This window comes from Leuconostoc inhae (assembly GCF_019656015.1).
In the GTDB taxonomy this organism is placed as follows: domain Bacteria; phylum Bacillota; class Bacilli; order Lactobacillales; family Lactobacillaceae; genus Leuconostoc; species Leuconostoc inhae_A.
The window spans coordinates 69,708-87,818 of record NZ_BPKW01000006.1 but is presented as its reverse complement, the minus strand read 5'-3'; the positions used below and the strand labels follow the sequence as shown (position 1 = coordinate 87,818).

The window sequence follows — 18,111 nt, the reverse complement described above, 5'->3', positions numbered from 1 at the left end:
TTTATACGGTTATAGAAAATGGTACAGCGGTAGTGTGGTAGAATTAATACTATACATTTTCATGAAGTAAAATAAACAAAAAACGTTAGCCTTGCTAAGTAAAAACACTTATTTAAGAGCATTTAGGGGGTATTATGCCAGAATTACCTGAGGTTGAAACGGTTCGCCGTGGTTTAGAAAAACTAATTGTTGGTGGCAAAATTATACAGGTTAATTTACCATATCCAAAATTGATTAATGGTGATTCACAAGCCTTTATAACAGGTGTAACCAATGCTTCGTTTACAGCAATTGATCGTCGTGGTAAATATTTGTTGTTACGCTTGTCCAATGGTCATACAATTGTGTCACATTTACGCATGGAAGGACAATATTCTGTTGAACCAATGGAAATAAAACCTTATAAACATACAGAAATTATCTTTGAGCTATTAGATCAGCGTCAGGTATTTTATAATGACACGCGTCGTTTTGGTCGCATGACGCTCACAAACACGCATTATGAGGTCAACGATGTGCCATCTCTTGGAAAACTTGGACCAGAACCAACAGAGAAAGACTTGGATTTAGATTATATGGTGGCTATCTTTTCGCGTTCTAAAAAACCGGTTAAGAGTTTTTTGTTAGATCAAAATCAGATTGCAGGGATTGGTAATATTTATGCTGACGAAGTACTTTGGCAAAGTAAAATTCATCCAGAAAAATCGACAAAAACGTTAACAGTGCTTGAACTGTCCTTACTGCGAAAAAATATTATTGCCGAAATGAAACGCGCTATTGCCCATCATGGCACAACGGTACATAGTTTTAGTAATGTATTTGGTGAAGTTGGCCAATTTCAAAATGAATTACAAGCATATGGTCGTGTTGGGCAGCCGTGTTTACGTTGTGGTACGACGATGATAAAAATAAAAGTTGGCCAACGTGGGACGACTTTTTGCCCTGTTTGTCAAATGAATCATGATAGGAGAACCGATGAAATCAACAAAACCAATTAGTATCCGTGCAGTGAAACGTGAGGCACGTAGTTTATATCATGGTCACTTTAAAACTGCAATTAAGATTAATATTGTGCCAATTATTTTTACTATTTTAAATGTCATTACAACACTCATGATGATGTATGCCATGATCATGGGCTTTAGAGATTTATCACAAATGGCAAGTAATGCCTCTGTGACCAGTGATAACGATAGTGCTTTCCAACAAATTCTTAACATTGTCGAAAGTGTTTTAAGCGATGCAATTCAACTAATATTTATTTGGACCGTTAGTTGGGCTCTAATTGAATGGTATGAAAATCCAAAAGAACTACCAACGTTTAAAGACGCTTTTCAAATTTTTAATCGTGGTAATTTTTTACATACATTATTGTTAACAATAGTTCAGAGTATGTTGATATTTTTATGGACCCTGTTATTTGTGGTTCCGGGCATTGTTAAATTATTTTCGTATTCACAAACTTATTTTGCTTATAAAGTTGATATTGAAAATGGGACACGACAAGGGCAATTAACGGACTATATTAAGGTTAGTCGGCGAGTAATGGCTGGTCGAAAATGGGAGTTATTTTTATTGGAATTAAGTTTTATAGGTTGGCATTTACTAGGCATTTTGACTGGCGGAATAGCTTATATATACGTTGTTCCTTATCTTAATGCAACCCGTGTCGCCTATTCCCGTCACTTATTCACGTTAGCTATGTCTGAAAGTGTGGCAGCATAATGTTAATAGTGGGGTTAACAGGTGGTATTGGAACTGGCAAATCTACTGTTAGTAAAGTATTGCGTGATGCAGGATTTCCAGTCGTAGATGCTGATGTGGTAGCTAGAGAAGTTGTCGAACCAGGAACGCACACATTAGAAAATATAAAATTAACTTTTGGACCTGATATTATTAAAAATGGTACGTTAGACCGGCATAAACTAGGTGATATTGTGTTTAGTAATCAAGCCGAATTAACGCGATTGAATGCCATCATGCAGCCGGTAATTAATTCAGCAATGACAGATAAAATTGCCTTTTGGCGTTCACAAAAAGTACCTGTATTAATAATTGATGTTCCCCTTCTATTTGAGCGTGGTTATGAAAATAATGATTATATCGACAAAGTGATTGTTGTTACTACCAATCTTCAAACTCAAATAGATCGCTTAAAGGCAAGAGATGATTTAGATGATGTCAAAGCTAGTAATCGTATTAATTCACAAATGCCACTTTCAGATAAAGTAGCACGTGCAGATTACGTATTAGATAATAATGGTGATCGTGCATTTTTAGAAATACAAATCAAAAATTTGATGATTGAACTCAAGGAAATTGCCCCCAAATATGGTACAAAATAATACAACAATTGAATTTCATGCGACAGCCGGTGCTTTTTTTAGAAGCGATCATTTAATCACTGTTGATGATTTAGACAGGGTATTTAATTTGTATTTACCTTTTATTGGTGCAACAAGTTACGCATTATATCATTTGTTGGTCAATGAATTACCCTTTACGAAAGATAGCCTCAAGCGACAAGACCATAATTTTATAATAGATAGTTTAAATATCAGTTTGCCAAACTTTGTTAAATGTCGTCGACGTTTAGAGGCAGCAGGCTTAATTCGAACGGTTTATGAACAGGATGCTAGGGGTGAAGTGTATGGATATCGTATTTTAACACCTTTGTCAGCAGATAAATTTTTTAAAGAACAACTGTTATCTGGTTTACTATATAAATTTGTTGGTGAAGAACGATATCTAACACTTGAAAATCGTTATGATGTACAAGGGCAAGAGAAATTAATAGGGACTGATATTTCGGCACGATTCTTACAAGTTTTTCAACATCAAAACGATTTGAGCATACCAACTACACCATTAGTTTATCAAGAAGCGACGTTACAAATTGACGAAAATGATTTTAAGTTTGATGATTTTGCAGCTATGATTCGTGGGGCTAATTTAACAGAAATAAAAAAACATCGCAATTTTTTGGTAGCGATGCACATGACATATGGTGTTGATGAAGTAACATTGGCAGGTTTTGTGAATCAAAGTGTTACACTAGATACACATGAGATTAACGAGCAAGAAATTCAACGCCTCTTGCGGAAACAAGTAACACGAACAGTAGCCATGGAAACGGCTAAACAGCAATCTGAACCAATCAAACCGCAAGACAATATACCAGAAATAAAAAACACTGAAGCACGGGCGTTAATTGAAATTGCAAGCACAACGAATGCGCAAGATTTTTTGGGTTATGTCAAGGTAACGCTGAAAAATGGTCTCGTTTTGAAAAATGAACGTGATTTAGTTGACTATCTCATTGCACAAAGTGCTCTATCTATGCCAGTTGTTAATATTTTGGTACATTACGTTTTGATTGGTCTACAAAATGATAGCTTAAAAGCCGCATTAGTCACAACGATTGCTGACTCATGGACACAAAATCGTGTCGACTCACCAGAAAAAGCGTTAATACAAATTCAACAACGGCAAAAAGCTAATCAAGCGAGACAAGAGAAACGATTTAGTCGTAGTCAAAAGTCAGAAAAAACGACACCAAAGTTTGTTAAAGCAAATGCTAACCCACCGCAAACAAAAACCAAAGTAGAGACAAGTGCTAACAATGATGAAACTGCCGCTGCTTTGGCAAAGTTGAAAAATATAAAGACGAAAAACTAATATGCAAAATTTATCAGATGTACTAAAACAATTTCAACAAAAATATCCCAAAATTGAAGAAACACCATTGGCTGAAATCGTGAAGCAAATTGCGAACGATGAAGATGTTCGCAATTTTTGGGCAGAAAATCAAACAAAACTACGCCAAGACGCTTTTCAATTAAAAATGATGGATCTACATGAATTTGTGCAGCAAAAAGAGCGTATTGCACATGGGGAAAAGTCGCTATATCCTGGGTATTATCCACAATTAGCGATTGAAAAAGGATACCCGCATGTACGCTACGTTGCAGATGAAGGGACACAAAAGCAGTTAATGCAGGCTGAAAAATTGACATCTTACAAGATGCCAAAAGCTATTCGTGATGCTGACTTGCAAACAATTGTCGTTGATTCTGGCCGCGCAAATGTGGTCACGTCAATTGTGGATATTTTGACGCAATTATTAAAAAAGGATGATGCCTATGTACAGGGATTATACTTATATGGTGAATTCGGTGTAGGGAAAACTTATTTAATGGGCGCCTTAGCTAATGCGTTAGCAGCTAATAATATTGATGTTATGCTTGTTCACTTTCCTTCTTTTGCGGTTGATTTAAAAAATACAATTGGCAAAAATAGTGATGTGAGAGAAAAACTCATCATGCAAACTAAAACAACGACTGTACTAATTTTGGATGACTTAGGTGCTGAAAATTTAAGTATGTGGATTCGCGATGATATTCTAGGAGTCATTTTAGAATATCGTATGCAAAATGAACTAACGACATTTATTACCTCTAATTTTGATATGAATGAAATGACAACCTATTTATCTGAGACACGAGACGATCGTGATACAGGTAAGGCTGCACGTTTGATGCAGCGTATTAAATTTTTGACGCGTCTAGCAGAAGTTAGTGGTAAAAACCGACGGTTGGAAAATTGACGGTTATTAAGCAAACAAAAAAATATTGGTTGGTACTCATGGTAGTTGCCATGGCGTGGCTATTTCTGAGAAATGATGCGTTTTTGTATACTAATCCGGTCGGTCAAGTCACGCGAGTTAGCGAAAAAAGAACGCAAAAAATAACAGATGAACATCAAAACTCAGACTTTATTATGACACAAAAACTAACAGTTAAACTGTTAAATCATGATAAAAAAATAATTCACGTGAGTAATAGTTATGCACAGTCACAGGTGATTTCTAGTAGGTATCGTGTTGGTGACCAATTATTATTAGAAAATATTGGTTCTAATAAACATATTTTATCATTAAAACGTGATGCAGTGATGGGTGCGTTAGCCACCTTATTAGTTGGTTTATTGCTGATTTATAGTAAATGGCGGGCAACCAGTTGGTTAATGGCCAGCTTGGTGATAAATATCATACTATTTGGATTAACACTTTTCATTAATGTGCACAGTAAAAATGCAAATGTGTTGTTGCTATTTAGCGTACTCGCTATACTATTTGCAACGGCTAGTTTGGTTTTGGTATTAGGTAAAACTTTGCAAATGGGTATTACATTGCTGACAACATTAGTGACAACAACGTTAACCATTGGGTTACTGCTGCTTGTTTTACGCTTAGCTAATAACGGCGGTGTCCATTTTGAAACAATGGCTTATGTCACCCAAGTGCCAGAGACACTGTTTATGGCACAAACGATTATTGGTGTGCTGGGAGCTGTGATGGATGAAGCGGCAGATATTGTCGCGATGCAATTTGGCATGCGTCGTGAAGGCATAACACGCCATTTCAGCGACTATTGGCATGCGGGGATGTCGGTAGGACGTGAAATTATGGGGACACTGATTAATGTGTTATTTATGATATTTATTGCTGAAACCATGCCGATGGTATTCTTAATGTTGCGTAACGGGAATAACTGGACTTACATTTTGGACCAAACTATGAATTTAGGTATATTACAAACAGTTATTTCTGGTATTGGCATTGTTTTGGCCGTGCCAGTCACGAGTGCGTTAGTTGGTTGGATTATGGCAAGAAAGGTGACCAAATCATGAATGCAATCGGAATTCTTGTCATTATTTTATTTGTATTAATGATTGTTGTTGGCCGAAGTCAAGGTGTCAAGGCTTTTTTGGGACTGGTATGTAATTTTTTTGCCATTTTTATTTTAATTATCTTGATTAATTGGCAATTTAATGCTTATATTGTAACAGCCATTATTAGTGTTATTATTTTGGCAGTAGCCATCTACTTAGGTTCAGATAATACTGAAGTAACCAATGTCGCTTTTAAGACGAGTATCATTGTTGTGGCTGTTTTAATGCTGGTAGCTGTTATCTTGCAATATTTTGGTCAATTTCAAGGGTTTACCACGGAAAACTCAGAGGAATTAGAAGGATTATCTTTGACGGTCGGGCTATCATTTAGAAATATTGCCATGGTTGTTATGGTTATTTCAGTTTTAGGTGCAGTTGCAGAAGCCGCCATGGCAATTTCTGCAGATTTAAATGAAGTGATGCAACGATCGCCAAATATGACCGGCACAAGTTTATATGCGCATTCACGTATTATTGGTGGTCAAATATTAGGAACTGCAATTAATACTTTGTTTTTCGGTGTTTTGGGAGCTAATATACCGTTACTTATTTGGTTTGTTCGGTTACGCTATCCAATTGCAATGTTTGTGAATGCGAAATTACTTATGACAGAAATTGTGACGATGTTACTCGGTATGCTGGGAATTTTATTGAGTATTTGGCTTGCCAGTTGGTTTATTGTACGTACTAATGTTAAGCAGCAGAAAGTGAGAATAAAGCATGGAAGAGACGTTTAATCTCATAGAAGAAATCACACGTAATGATAATTCAATTTATTTTGAGCTCGGAAATATTACACACAATGGTCGTTCAGAGTATGCTGCTGAACATGGTTACATAAAAAGTGTCCGTATTTTAAAAATGAATATTGCACGGTCATCCTATGTTGAAAAGTTGGAAAACTATATTAATGAACATTATCAATTATTACCATTAGAGTATGATGGCTGGGAAGAATGGTGTCGTACGCCGGAGATGGATACGAATATGACACAAATTTTATTGGAAAATAAATTAGGTTAATCGTCTGACAATTTGTAATCAATAGACTATCAGGTATAATTAAGGTAGTTTTGGTTGAAAGAAAACCTGCTTATGAACAGACTAGGAGAATGACTTATGCGCTCAGTATTTAACCAACCTGAAGCTGTGGTGTTAGCTTCCAAGCACTTAACAGATGGTACTGGTAATTTACGTTGGATATATCGAGAATTAGCACCTACAACATCACAAGACTCAGGATGGTTGTTATTTGCTGATAATGACACAGCTCAGTGGAACGAAAATTCTGAAAATTTTATGCCACTTGTAATTGAAACGGCACTAGTTATTGAACCTAGTCTAACCTATGTGTTAGATTTACCATATGGTACTGACTTGATGCTTGATAACAGAGTGAATGTTAAAGGATGGTGGGACCCAAAAACACATGCACCTGTTTGGTTATCAGATGGTACAGCAACGCCACATGTTGAAGTTGTCGATGGCGAAGTAATCGAAAATGATTAAAATTAACAAAGTGTTTGTAATTTGAATGATTTTCACATATAATTATAAATGTTGTTGTAATGAAAAAAATAACAGATGATTTATTAAGTGTTTATTGTTGTTACAACATTTTTAATGGTGGTAATATAGCCAAGTGGTAAGGCAACGGTCTGCAAAACCGTCATCGCCGGTTCGACTCCGGTTATTACCTTTAAATAAAAGGATCATTACTTAGAATAAGTAATGATCCTTTTGATATGACATGAGTTGATGTAATGTATCTGTCGTGTATGCGCCACGATTCAAACGCTCAGCAATTTTTTGGTTATTAATTTGCCATAAGTGGTAGTGTTCTTTAGTAATATCAGGTAATTTGAGATTGAGATCAGTTAAATTATTAATGACAAATCCTAGTTTATGATTGACAATAAATTGGCCAATAGCACTTTGAGACCATGCAATTAATGGTAAGCCGGCACGTATATATAAACTTGCTTTGTGTGGTGTATTATAACGCGTGTAGGTTTGATAAGTTTTATCATCGAAATTGCTATCCCAAATGAGACCAAAACCGTCATTCAGGCGATTAACAATTTCTTCGGGATCAAAATTACCTTGATAATTGATATGTGTTGAGAAACTAATAGTTTGCCATTTTTTGGGTTTTGAACCAAAAAGCGTTAAATTTGGGCCAGTGTAATTTTGTAACCAAGGCGATTTTTGAAATGTGCCAGCAAAATTAATGTTGCGGCTAAATAAAGCAGCAGGACGTGGTTGACTGAGATAGTCAAATAAAGGTTGCACAATAAAGGCGGCTTTTATACCATGTGCTTGTAATTGGTTTTGCATGGCTTTAGAATGGACAATAATAACATCGTATTGACTTAGTACTTGAAATTCCCAAGCATCTTGCTTAATCAATCTCAACGGTTCAATGTCGTGAATGACAATAGCTCGATGAACATTGAGCTGTTTTAACTTTTGAACAAATTGTTGTTCAAAATCAGCGCTCATATAGGTTGGAAACTGATGAAGAACAAGGTCTTCAGGACTAACAGTTGTTAACCATTTGGTGATGTTTTGTAAGCGCGTCTCATTGGAGAATCTGGTATCATTGTAGCGCATTAAAGGTAATTCCTGCCAGCCTAAAGCAACCGCGATAGTAGCATAATCCGATTTTGCTTTTAGGGCACCTGCGGGCATCCAAGGTTCAATTGTATGTGTGATGTAGTATGTCATATGAATATTTTACCAAAATCCGAACCATATTTAATAAAAACTTTCAAAATCCGAACGAAAAATTAAATAAAAATATAATATTCGCTTTTTTTGCTGAATTTTAATCATTTTATCATGGTTTCAAAGAGAAAATGACGCATAATGAATATATAACTTTTTGAGAGGAGAGTGTAAGTCAATTTTCTGGGTACTTACACACATTTTTAATTATGCAACGTTCAGCACAAATTGGTATTGGTGTTATTGCAGTCGCAGTCATTGGTGGTGGTATCTATGCTGCTACACGAGGTGGTAGCTCGCAGTCAACGGGTAAAAACAACTACACAGTTGCATTAGTGACTGATGGTGGTGGTGTAGATGATCGCTCTTTTAACCAATCGGCATGGTCTGGTTTAAAGGCCTATGGTAAAGATAATAAACTTAAACAAGGCACACAGGGTTTTAATTATTTTCAAAGTGCTGATACATCGGATATCAAAACAAATTTGCAAACTGCAGTCAAAGGTGGTTATAAATTAGTCTACGGTGTTGGATTTGCTGCAGCGCCAGCAATGAATACAGTTGCTAAAGCTAATCCAAAGACACAATTTGCGATTATTGACTCAGTAATTCCTGATAAAAATGTGGCATCGTTGATGTTCAAATCAGAACAGTCATCATATTTAGCTGGTGTTGCAGCAGCTAAACAAACAAAGTCAAAAACAGTTGGCTTTATTGGTGGTATTCATGGTGATATTATCGATACATTTGAAGCAGGATTCAAGGCGGGCGTTGCAGCAACAGACCCAAATATTAAAATTGTAACACAGTATGCTGATTCGTTTACTGATGCTGCCAAAGGCAAAACTATCGCTGCATCAATGGTAGCTGGTGGTGCGGATGTTATTTTCCAAGCAGCTGGTGGTTCAGGGTCAGGTGTTTTCTCTGAGGCAAAAGCTAATAATCAAAAATTGACAGCTGATGCCAACGATAAAGTCTGGGTGATTGGTGTTGATATGGATCAAAAACAAGACGGAGCTTACACAGCTAAAAATAATGAAAAGTCAAACTTTACACTTGTTTCGGCAGTTAAACGTGTCGATCATGCAGTTGAGTCGCTTTCAAATGATGGTCGTAAGGGTAATTTCCCAGGCGGAAAAACAATTACATATGGCTTAAAAGAGAAGGGTGTTGCTCTAGCTAAGGATTCGGCTTCCGACAACGTGTGGTCAGCAGTACAGTTGGCACAAAAGAAAATTATTGCTGGTGACATTAAAGTACCAGTACATCCATAAATAATCATTAAAGTCAGTTTTTAATAAAAGATAATGTGATAATGGCACACTTCGTAGAATATTAACCAGTACTAACGGTTAATTTGCGAGGTGTTTTTACATCAAAAAACATTAATATTATTATCATTGAATAAGTAAAATAATAAGTGTGTCAAAGAACCTAACATTGAAACGCTTGTAATCATATCTATTTTGGTAAAATGGAGTTATTATGAAAAAAACAGTAAAACTTTTAATTGTCGGACTGCTATCGTTGCTAGTATTTGTTATCACGAGCAGTGATGTTGATGCGGCGCCAACGCCAAATTACATTATTACAACAGATGCAACCTATCCACCATTTGATTTTCAAGACAAGAATAATCAATACACAGGTATTGATCAAGAAATCTTAAAAACTATTGCTAAACGGCAAGGATTTACGTACACATTAAAACCTATGAGTTTTAATGCTGCGACACAGTCAGTATCTTCGGGACAGGCTGATGGTGTTATTGCTGGTATGTCAATTACAGAAGAGCGTAAGGCGGTATTTGATTTTGGCACACCTTATTATCGATCAGGCATTGGCTGGGCGGTCAAAAAGGGGTCAAATATTAAGTCCTTAGATGATTTAAAAGGGCAGACTGTCGCTTTGAAAACAGGTACGTCAGGGGCTGACTATGCGTTGTCAGTTCAAAAAAAATATGGTTTCAAAGTGACCTATTTTAATGATTCTGATACGTTATACAATGATGTAATCAATGGTAATTCACAAGCAACTTTTGGTGATTTACCTGTTATTCAATATGCTGTAAAGAATGGCACGCAATTAAAAGTTATGAATTCAAAATCACCAATTCAAGCAGGCTGGTATGGATTTGGTGTTCAAAAAGGTAAAAATACGAAGTTGTTAACTGCTTTTAATCGTGGTTTTGCAGAGATAAAAAAAGATGGTACTTATGATAAAATTGTTGCTAAATATCTAGGCGCCAGCGCGACTAAATTTACTGGAAGCAAACAAGATAACAGTTCAGTGCTCGGTATATTAAAAGCTAATAATGGCGCTTTCTTAAAGGGTTTGTGGCAGACAATGCTGCTGACTATTTTAGCAATTATCTTGGCATCTATTTGGGGTATTTTACTTGGTGTCATGGGTGTCAGCCAAAACGCGTTGTTCCGAGGAATATCAACAACTATCATTTATATTTTCCGTGGCTTACCACTAATGGTACTAGCATTCTTTATCTATATTGGCTTACCTGGTGTTATTGGTATGAAAATTCCAGCGTTTACTGCTGGATTGTTAACGTTGGTCTTAAATGAAGGTGCCTATACCGCGGCCTTTGTTCGCGGTGGGTTTGCAGCTGTGGATAGTGGCCAAATGGAGGCATCAAGATCTCTCGGATTGTCTTATGCTAAGTCTATGCGTAAGGTGATTGTGCCACAAGGTTTGAAAATTATGATACCAAGCTTTATTAATCAATTTATTATCACGTTAAAAGACACTTCTATTTTATCAGCAATTGGTATTTTAGAGTTAACACAAACGGGATCTTTGATTGTTTCTCGTAACTCACAAGGATTTAGAGTATGGGCAATTGTGGCTGTGATATACTTAATTGTAATTACTTTGCTGACATGGTTGAGTAACTGGGTAGAAAAGAGGACACGTGCATGAGTGAGACAAAAAATAAAGTAAAAGTACATGTTGAAAAAGTTAATAAATCATATGGTGAGAACCACGTTTTACGTGATATTTCATTAGATATAGCTGAAAATGAAGTGGTGGTTATGATTGGTCCTTCAGGATCTGGAAAATCAACATTTCTTCGTATGTTAAATCAATTAGAAACACCAGATAATGGTACGATTGTCGTTGATGGTTTTGATATTTCTGAAAAAACCACTGATATTAATAAAGTACGTGAAAATATCGGTATGGTATTTCAAAATTTTAATTTGTTTAATAATTATACTGTACTAGAAAACATCATGTTAGCACCTGTAGAGCTTGGAAAATTAGATAAAGTTGCGGCAGAAAAAAAAGCACGGGAACTTCTTGAAACAGTTGATTTGGTTGATAAGGCCGATGTATCAGTGAATTCGTTATCTGGTGGTCAAAAGCAACGTATTGCCATTGCCCGTGCTTTAGCAATGGAACCAGATGTGATGCTCTTTGATGAACCAACTTCAGCATTGGATCCTGAAATGGTGGGTGATGTGTTAGAAGTCATGAAGAATTTAGCCGAATCTGGTATGACGATGATTATTGTCACACACGAAATGGGTTTTGCTAAGCAAGTAGCAGATCGCGTTGTGTTCTTCGAATCAGGTAAAATTCAAGAATCAGGCACACCTGATCAAGTCTTTAATGCACCAAAGAATGAACGACTACAAGAATTTTTAAGTAAAGTTATGCATGCGTAAACAAAGTAGTGTATATTATGATATGTGTTAAAATAGATAAAAAAGCCGACCACATGGTCGACTTTTTTGTGAGATATGGGAGAATATCAAAAAATGTTTAAAAAATGTTTACTAGGGTTGGCAACACTTGTTACATTGTTTACATTTGTATCAACAGTTCAGGCAGCTGAACCACATTATACAATTACGACGGATGCAACTTATGCGCCATTTACTTTTCAAGATAAAGATAGTAACTATGTTGGTATAGAACAAGATACTATGAAAGCTATTGCAAAGCGAGAAGGATTCACCTATACTATGCGCCCTATGAGTTATAATTCAGCGGCGCAACTTGTCTCTAATGGTCAAGCTGATGGCATTATTGCGGGTATGTCAATCACACCTGAACGTAAAGAAGTTTATGATTTTTCAACACCTTATTACAAAACTGGTGTGGCATGGATTGTTGGCAAAAACAGTAAAATTAAGTCATTAAATGATTTAAAGGGCCAAACAGTCGCTTTGAAAACTGGCACAGCCGCTTCGGAGTATGGTAAATCATTACAGGAAAAGTATGGTTTTAAAGTGAAGTACTTTAATGATACCGATACGATGTACAATGATGTTGTTGTTGGTAATTCAGCGGCAACATTTGAGGATATGCCGGTTATTCAATATGCTATCAAAAACGGTATGGCTTTAAAGGTGATGAATGCTAATAAACCAGGGAATGCTGGTTCATATGGATTTGCCGTTGAAAAAAATAAAAATAAAATTTTATTAGCTTCATTTAATCGTGGCTTTGCTGCTATTAAAAAAGATGGGACATATGATAAGATTGTAGCGAAATATCTTGGTGCCAGTCAGTCAACTTTCTCAGGTACTAAGAAAGATAATAGCTCTATTTTGGGTATTATGGCATCAAATAAAGCTGCCTTATTAAAAGGTTTATGGCAAACGCTTCAACTCACAGTCATAGCCATCATTTTAGCTTCAGTTTGGGGTATATTATTGGGTGTTATGGGCGTTAGTGAATACCGGTGGATTCGTGCCATTTCGACAACCACTGTTTATATTTTTCGCGGACTACCATTGATGGTATTGGCATTCTTTATTTATATTGGTTTGCCAGGTGTGACAGGCGTTAAAATTCCAGCATTTACAGCAGGAATTATCACCTTAATTCTAAACGAGGGTGCGTATACTGGTGCGTTTGTGCGTGGTGGATTTGAAGCAGTTCACCAGGGGCAAATGGAAGCTGCGCGTTCACTGGGACTGCCATATGGTAGCGCTATGCGTCGTGTTATCATACCACAAGGGTTGCGTATCATGATACCAAGTTTTATTAACCAGTTTATTATTACGTTAAAAGACACGTCAATTTTGTCAGCCATTGGTTTACTAGAATTGACGCAAACAGGCACGCTAATTGTTGCTCGTAATTCCCAAGGATTCAGAGTGTGGGCAATTATAGCTGTGATTTATTTAATCGTTATTACATTATTAACTTGGTTAAGTAATTGGGTAGAGAAGAAATTGAAATAATTATGAAAAAAGCGCCTCCAATTCGTATGATGAATTGGAGGCGCTTTTTTATGATCATAGCACTTAATGATAATCAACAATATGTCAGAGCAACCGATGCGAGTAAAAATCAACAATTTATATGTCCGGGTTGCAAAGAAAAGGTTATACTCAAAAGTGGTGATATCAAACAAAAACATTTCGCCCATTATTCAAAATCTACCTGTGAAACATTTTCAGAAAATGAAACGACACAGCACTTAGCTGGAAAGTTACAACTAGCGGCACAATTACAGCAGTTCGGGGATATCAAAATTGAAGCAGTGATACCAGAAATTAATCAACGACCTGATCTTTTAATGCAAAGTGGGCATAGACAAATAGCGATTGAATATCAATGCAGTCCCATTTCACAGCGAAAGCTTGATCAGCGGAATGCAGGTTATAGCAGTCAAAAAATTGATGTTATTTGGATTTTAGGTCATAACTACTATGTTAAAAATATGACGCAAACAACAATTTTAAAATTCTTAGTGCAAGGACAGTTAACATTTTATTTACCAAATATTGAAAAATTTAGTCATCGTACAAATTTTAAAAAATACGATTTTGAACGTGTCAGTTATACAGAAAAACAGAGTCATCGTTTATTTGAAACAAGTACAATTGATGGTAAATCACGAGTTGATATTCACAAACAAATTTATAAGTTACAAAATTTATTGATTCAAAAACGCATAGATGAAAAAATAGTACGGTATCTTTATCAACATCAACGATTGCTACTTAATGCACCACTTTGGATTCATCAAGGTTATCATTTTGGACTATCTATTCCCAATTGGCATTGGCGCATTATATCGTTACTACTTATTGAGTATATAGGCATGGGAAACGTTGTGCATCAAGATATTTTTTTAACTAAATTAAAAAATTATGTTTTAGGTAATCAAGAATTTAAAACGCAACAAGCTATCAGTCTTTTGACTGAACTTGTACAAAGAAAATATATTGTTCAGAAAAACCAATACCTATTAGTAGCGCGTTTACCCTTATGGTATGAATCTATGCAAGAAAAACTAGGTAAGGTGAGAAAATAGTGATAAAATAAGATATTATATCATGTAGAGGAGAAATGGCAGTTTGACCTTCTAAAGTCGATTTGGCTTTAAGAACGATTGCTGTACGTTAATATTATGGCACAACTATTACGTAATGAAGTACCTGAAGATCTCACTTGGGATCTGTCTACAATTTTTGCTTCTGATAATGACTGGGAATTAGCTTTTGCTGCTGTTCAACAGGAAACGGACATGTTGAGTCGTTTTGTTGGACATGTTGGCGATTCAGCTGCGTTACTACAATCAGCGTTAGAGGCTGATTTGAAAATAGAACGTGCGTTGGAAAAAGTGTATGTATATGCACATCAAATTTATGATCAAGATACAACAAATCAATCATATGCAGCTTTCAACTCACGCGTACAGGCACTTTGGGCTGAAGTAAGTCAGGCAACAGCATATTTCCAACCAGAAGTTTTAAACATACCTGATGATAAGTTGGCAGCTTATTTAAAGACTGATGGCTTACAGCCGTACGCACATTTATTTGAAACATTACGTGCTTTAAAGCCACATACTTTACCTGCCGAACAAGAAAAATTATTAGCTGGTGTGGGTGATATCTTTAACGCGTCAGAGAATACGTTTGGTGCGCTTGATAATTCAGATATAACTTTTGGGGATGTACATACAGAGGATGGTGAAATTGTGCCATTGACTAATGGCCTTTATAGCCTGCTACGTGAATCAAAGTCACGTGATTTACGGCGTGAAGCATTTGAAACACTGTATGACAGTTACATCGGTTTGCAAAACACATTCGCTTCAACGTTGTCATCGCATATTAAAGGACATAACTTCTTAGCTAAAGTGCGGCATTATAATTCAGCACGCGAAGCGGCTATTTTACCACACAACGTCCCAACGACTGTTTTTGATACGTTAAGTCAAACGGTAACGGCTAATTTACCGTTGTTGCATCGTTTTGTGTCATTGCGTAAAAAAATCTTAAATGTGACAGATGTACATAGTTATGATTTGTATGTACCATTGGTGGATGAAGTTGATTTTGACGTCACATATGCAAAAGCGCAAGAAATCGTGTTAGCTGCTTTAGCACCATTAGGTCAAGATTACCTTGACATTGTTAAAAAAGCATTTGCCGAACGTTGGATTGATGTTGTCGAAAATAAAGGAAAACGCTCAGGGGCATATTCGAGTGGTACTTATGATACCAACCCCTTTATTTTGTTAAACTGGCAAAATAATTTAAATAATGTGTATACATTGGCTCATGAAATGGGACATTCAGTTCATTCCTATCTAACACGACATAGCCAAGACTATCATTATGGCGATTATCCGATTTTCTTAGCGGAAATTGCTTCAACAACTAATGAAAGTTTACTAACAGATTATTTGCTAAAAACAAATAATGATCCTAAATTTCAAGCGTATGTGTTGAATCAATATCTCGATGGCTTTAAAGGAACTGTTTTTCGTCAAACGCAATTTGCGGAATTTGAAAATTGGATTCATGAGCAAAGCGCAGCAGGTGTCGCGTTGACTGCTGATAAAATGAGCACATATTATAGTGAACTTAACCAAAAATATTATGGGCCAGATTTGTTTCCAGATGAAGAAATTGCCTATGAATGGACAAGAATACCACATTTTTATTATAATTACTATGTTTATCAATATGCTACTGGTGAAGCAGCAGCGACGACATTAGCAGAGCGCATTGTTAAACATGGTGGTGCAGAAGATTATAAAGCCTATTTAAAGGCCGGTTCATCGGACTATCCTCTGAATGTGATTTCAAAAGCTGGCGTGGACATGAGTCAAGCAGATTATTTAAAGCAGGCGTTTAATGTGTTTGAAACACGATTAAATCAATTGGAATCATTATTAGTCAAGTAACTAGTAAATAGGATATGTTACTGATTCAAAAAGTGCGATGAATAGGATGGTATAATCATGAATAATGAGCAGGAGACAGTAAAAATGACAATGGCGCCACAACAATTAGTTGATGTGGCACTTGAAGCGCTCAATCACACGTATACGCCTTATTCACATTTTCCGGTGGGAGCAGCGTTATTAACGGACGATGATACCATATTTAAAGGTGTGAATATCGAAAATGTATCATTTGGCTTAACAAACTGTGCAGAAAGAACAGCTATTTTTAGTGCCGTTGCTTCTGGATATAGGCAATTTAAAGGATTGGTTATTGCTGGACATACTGATGAACCGATTGCTCCTTGCGGTGCTTGTCGACAAGTCATGGTAGAATTTTTTGAACCTGAAATGCCGATTTGGTTAATTAATGATAGCGGCAAAGAAATCAAAACCACTATTGCAAGGTTAATGCCAGGTTCTTTTAATGCTTTAAAATAGTTAGAAAACATATGAGAACTTATTTAGAATAGTAAGGGAGTCAACATGAAAAAAGTATTAGTATTTGATGAAATTGCGGAAACGGCAATTACTTATTTGAAAGCAAATGATATTGACGTTATTTCAAATAAACAACATGATGATAACGACTTCACTGCACACCCAGATGTGGATGGCATGATTTTAATGATGCATCCGGTGTCAGAACAAGTACTGTCTCAAATGCCAAAGCTGAAGGTGATTGCGCGCTATGGTGTTGGCTACGATAACGTAAACTTAGATGATGCTGATGCACATGGTATTATTGTGACTAATACGCCAGGAGCAAATGCAACGGCAGTAGCTGAAACTGCTGTTATGCACATGCTGATGGCTGGACGTTTATTTTATCAACAACGTCTAAGTATTACTGAAGATGTGAATAACATAAAGATAGGTCAAGAGGTTACAAATAAAACTGTTGGCATAATCGGCTTTGGTGCAATAGGTCAAAAAATTGATCAATTATTGACTGGCTTTAACGTTAAGGTATTGGCGTATGCTAGACATAACAAGGTAGTTGAAAATGGTCGTATGGCGTCACTTGAAGAGATTTACACACAGTCTGATTTTGTGGTGATGGCGCTACCCGCAACACCTGAAACCAACAATATGATTGATAGGGTTGTTTTCAAGAAAATGAAATCAAATGCAGTATTGGTTAATATTGGTAGAGGAACAGTTATTGATGAACAAGCGTTAATTCATGCTTTGAAGTCTGGAGAAATTGCCGGTGCTGGTTTAGATGTCGTCGCTGTTGAACCAATTAGTGAAGATAATGAGTTGTTGTCTTTGCCTAATGTTTTTGTTACACCACATGTTGCAGCAAAATCACGTGAGGCTTTTGATACAGTTGGCTTAACCGCTGCAGAAGAAGTTGTGCGCGTACTAAATGGTCAAGAACCACGTTATAAAGTGAATTAAAAATGTAAAGTGGCAGGCTGAGATCATATTAATCT

At 36.3% G+C, this 18,111-nt stretch carries 18 protein-coding genes and 1 tRNA gene; 18 read left to right on the top strand and 1 reads right to left on the bottom strand.

Annotation, left to right across the window (positions count from 1 at the left end; all coding sequences use genetic code 11):
• Positions 1 to 134 precede the first annotated feature (134 nt).
• From mutM to K5Q14_RS05255, 10 genes are all read left to right on the top strand, one after another.
• Positions 135 to 998 (top strand): bifunctional DNA-formamidopyrimidine glycosylase/DNA-(apurinic or apyrimidinic site) lyase, encoded by an 864-nt coding sequence (mutM, locus tag K5Q14_RS05300; protein WP_220734792.1) that lies wholly within the window; start codon positions 135 to 137, stop codon positions 996 to 998.
• Complete coding sequence (locus K5Q14_RS05295; RefSeq protein ID WP_220734791.1) at positions 976 to 1,725, top strand: DUF975 family protein; 750 nt, start codon at positions 976 to 978, stop codon at positions 1,723 to 1,725. The genes mutM and K5Q14_RS05295 overlap by 23 nt, the downstream gene beginning before the upstream one ends.
• Complete coding sequence (gene coaE, locus K5Q14_RS05290) at positions 1,725 to 2,345, top strand: dephospho-CoA kinase (RefSeq protein ID WP_220734790.1); 621 nt, start codon at positions 1,725 to 1,727, stop codon at positions 2,343 to 2,345. Before K5Q14_RS05295 ends, coaE begins: the two co-directional genes overlap by 1 nt.
• Positions 2,332 to 3,678 (top strand): replication initiation and membrane attachment family protein, encoded by a 1,347-nt coding sequence (locus tag K5Q14_RS05285; RefSeq protein ID WP_220734789.1) that lies wholly within the window; start codon positions 2,332 to 2,334, stop codon positions 3,676 to 3,678. Before coaE ends, K5Q14_RS05285 begins: the two co-directional genes overlap by 14 nt.
• A 1-nt stretch (position 3,679) precedes the next feature.
• On the top strand, positions 3,680 to 4,606 hold the full coding sequence (dnaI, locus tag K5Q14_RS05280; RefSeq protein ID WP_220734788.1) for a primosomal protein DnaI: 927 nt from the start codon (positions 3,680 to 3,682) through the stop codon (positions 4,604 to 4,606).
• Positions 4,603 to 5,691 carry a YibE/F family protein gene (locus K5Q14_RS05275; protein ID WP_220734787.1) on the top strand — a complete coding sequence of 363 codons (1,089 nt, stop codon included), beginning with the start codon at positions 4,603 to 4,605 and terminating at the stop codon, positions 5,689 to 5,691. The genes dnaI and K5Q14_RS05275 overlap by 4 nt, the downstream gene beginning before the upstream one ends.
• Positions 5,688 to 6,470, top strand: coding sequence for a YibE/F family protein (locus K5Q14_RS05270; protein WP_220734786.1), 783 nt, complete (start codon positions 5,688 to 5,690; stop codon positions 6,468 to 6,470). Before K5Q14_RS05275 ends, K5Q14_RS05270 begins: the two co-directional genes overlap by 4 nt.
• Entirely contained in the window at positions 6,454 to 6,756 is a 303-nt protein-coding gene (locus K5Q14_RS05265; RefSeq protein ID WP_220734785.1) for a hypothetical protein, read from the top strand. The genes K5Q14_RS05270 and K5Q14_RS05265 overlap by 17 nt, the downstream gene beginning before the upstream one ends.
• A gap of 96 nt (positions 6,757 to 6,852) precedes the next feature.
• Positions 6,853 to 7,242 carry an immunity protein Imm33 domain-containing protein gene (locus K5Q14_RS05260; protein WP_220734784.1) on the top strand — a complete coding sequence of 130 codons (390 nt, stop codon included), beginning with the start codon at positions 6,853 to 6,855 and terminating at the stop codon, positions 7,240 to 7,242.
• A gap of 119 nt (positions 7,243 to 7,361) precedes the next feature.
• Positions 7,362 to 7,432: transfer RNA gene (locus K5Q14_RS05255), tRNA-Cys, on the top strand.
• 20 nt (positions 7,433 to 7,452) lie between these two features.
• Here the strand turns inward: K5Q14_RS05255 and K5Q14_RS05250 are convergent.
• The gene (locus K5Q14_RS05250) at positions 7,453 to 8,460 is read right to left on the bottom strand and encodes a sugar transferase (protein WP_220734783.1); all 1,008 of its coding nucleotides are present in this window, start codon (positions 8,458 to 8,460) and stop codon (positions 7,453 to 7,455) included.
• Between the two features lie 209 nt (positions 8,461 to 8,669).
• On the opposite strand from K5Q14_RS05250, the gene K5Q14_RS05245 reads away from it, so the two are divergent.
• The 8 genes from K5Q14_RS05245 (at position 8,670) to K5Q14_RS05210 (ending at position 18,076) form a co-directional block, all read left to right on the top strand.
• Entirely contained in the window at positions 8,670 to 9,734 is a 1,065-nt protein-coding gene (locus K5Q14_RS05245; protein WP_220734782.1) for a BMP family lipoprotein, read from the top strand.
• 211 nt (positions 9,735 to 9,945) lie between these two features.
• Positions 9,946 to 11,394, top strand: a complete 1,449-nt coding sequence (locus K5Q14_RS05240; RefSeq protein ID WP_220734781.1) for an ABC transporter substrate-binding protein/permease — start codon at positions 9,946 to 9,948, stop codon at positions 11,392 to 11,394.
• Entirely contained in the window at positions 11,391 to 12,143 is a 753-nt protein-coding gene (locus tag K5Q14_RS05235; RefSeq protein WP_220734780.1) for an amino acid ABC transporter ATP-binding protein, read from the top strand. The genes K5Q14_RS05240 and K5Q14_RS05235 overlap by 4 nt, the downstream gene beginning before the upstream one ends.
• Positions 12,144 to 12,236: 93 nt before the next feature.
• Positions 12,237 to 13,670 (top strand): ABC transporter substrate-binding protein/permease, encoded by a 1,434-nt coding sequence (locus tag K5Q14_RS05230; RefSeq protein ID WP_220734779.1) that lies wholly within the window; start codon positions 12,237 to 12,239, stop codon positions 13,668 to 13,670.
• Positions 13,671 to 13,720: 50 nt separating this feature from the next.
• Positions 13,721 to 14,749 carry a competence protein CoiA gene (locus K5Q14_RS05225; RefSeq protein ID WP_220734778.1) on the top strand — a complete coding sequence of 343 codons (1,029 nt, stop codon included), beginning with the start codon at positions 13,721 to 13,723 and terminating at the stop codon, positions 14,747 to 14,749.
• A gap of 96 nt (positions 14,750 to 14,845) precedes the next feature.
• A complete protein-coding gene (gene pepF / locus K5Q14_RS05220) occupies positions 14,846 to 16,633 on the top strand; it encodes an oligoendopeptidase F (protein WP_220734777.1) in 1,788 nt (595 codons plus the stop codon).
• A gap of 84 nt (positions 16,634 to 16,717) precedes the next feature.
• Positions 16,718 to 17,113, top strand: a complete 396-nt coding sequence (locus K5Q14_RS05215) for a cytidine deaminase (protein ID WP_281419679.1) — start codon at positions 16,718 to 16,720, stop codon at positions 17,111 to 17,113.
• Positions 17,114 to 17,158: 45 nt separating this feature from the next.
• Positions 17,159 to 18,076 (top strand): phosphoglycerate dehydrogenase, encoded by a 918-nt coding sequence (locus K5Q14_RS05210; protein WP_220734775.1) that lies wholly within the window; start codon positions 17,159 to 17,161, stop codon positions 18,074 to 18,076.
• The last annotated feature ends 35 nt before the right edge of the window (positions 18,077 to 18,111 follow it).

Excerpts from the sequence above, each read along its gene's own strand:
- K5Q14_RS05215 (WP_281419679.1), top strand. The coding sequence starts at position 16,718 with ATGACAATGGCGCCACAACAATTAGTTGATGTGGCACTTGAAGCGCTC.
- K5Q14_RS05260 (WP_220734784.1), top strand. The coding sequence starts at position 6,853 with ATGCGCTCAGTATTTAACCAACCTGAAGCTGTGGTGTTAGCTTCCAAG.
- pepF (WP_220734777.1), top strand. The coding sequence starts at position 14,846 with ATGGCACAACTATTACGTAATGAAGTACCTGAAGATCTCACTTGGGAT.
- dnaI (WP_220734788.1), top strand. The coding sequence starts at position 3,680 with ATGCAAAATTTATCAGATGTACTAAAACAATTTCAACAAAAATATCCC.
- coaE (WP_220734790.1), top strand. The coding sequence starts at position 1,725 with ATGTTAATAGTGGGGTTAACAGGTGGTATTGGAACTGGCAAATCTACT.
- K5Q14_RS05250 (WP_220734783.1), bottom strand. The coding sequence starts at position 8,460 with ATGACATACTACATCACACATACAATTGAACCTTGGATGCCCGCAGGT.
- K5Q14_RS05235 (WP_220734780.1), top strand. The coding sequence starts at position 11,391 with ATGAGTGAGACAAAAAATAAAGTAAAAGTACATGTTGAAAAAGTTAAT.
- K5Q14_RS05230 (WP_220734779.1), top strand. The coding sequence starts at position 12,237 with ATGTTTAAAAAATGTTTACTAGGGTTGGCAACACTTGTTACATTGTTT.
- K5Q14_RS05240 (WP_220734781.1), top strand. The coding sequence starts at position 9,946 with ATGAAAAAAACAGTAAAACTTTTAATTGTCGGACTGCTATCGTTGCTA.
- K5Q14_RS05210 (WP_220734775.1), top strand. The coding sequence starts at position 17,159 with ATGAAAAAAGTATTAGTATTTGATGAAATTGCGGAAACGGCAATTACT.
- K5Q14_RS05245 (WP_220734782.1), top strand. The coding sequence starts at position 8,670 with ATGCAACGTTCAGCACAAATTGGTATTGGTGTTATTGCAGTCGCAGTC.
- K5Q14_RS05270 (WP_220734786.1), top strand. The coding sequence starts at position 5,688 with ATGAATGCAATCGGAATTCTTGTCATTATTTTATTTGTATTAATGATT.
- K5Q14_RS05295 (WP_220734791.1), top strand. The coding sequence starts at position 976 with ATGAAATCAACAAAACCAATTAGTATCCGTGCAGTGAAACGTGAGGCA.
- K5Q14_RS05225 (WP_220734778.1), top strand. The coding sequence starts at position 13,721 with ATGATCATAGCACTTAATGATAATCAACAATATGTCAGAGCAACCGAT.
- K5Q14_RS05285 (WP_220734789.1), top strand. The coding sequence starts at position 2,332 with ATGGTACAAAATAATACAACAATTGAATTTCATGCGACAGCCGGTGCT.
- mutM (WP_220734792.1), top strand. The coding sequence starts at position 135 with ATGCCAGAATTACCTGAGGTTGAAACGGTTCGCCGTGGTTTAGAAAAA.
- K5Q14_RS05265 (WP_220734785.1), top strand. The coding sequence starts at position 6,454 with ATGGAAGAGACGTTTAATCTCATAGAAGAAATCACACGTAATGATAAT.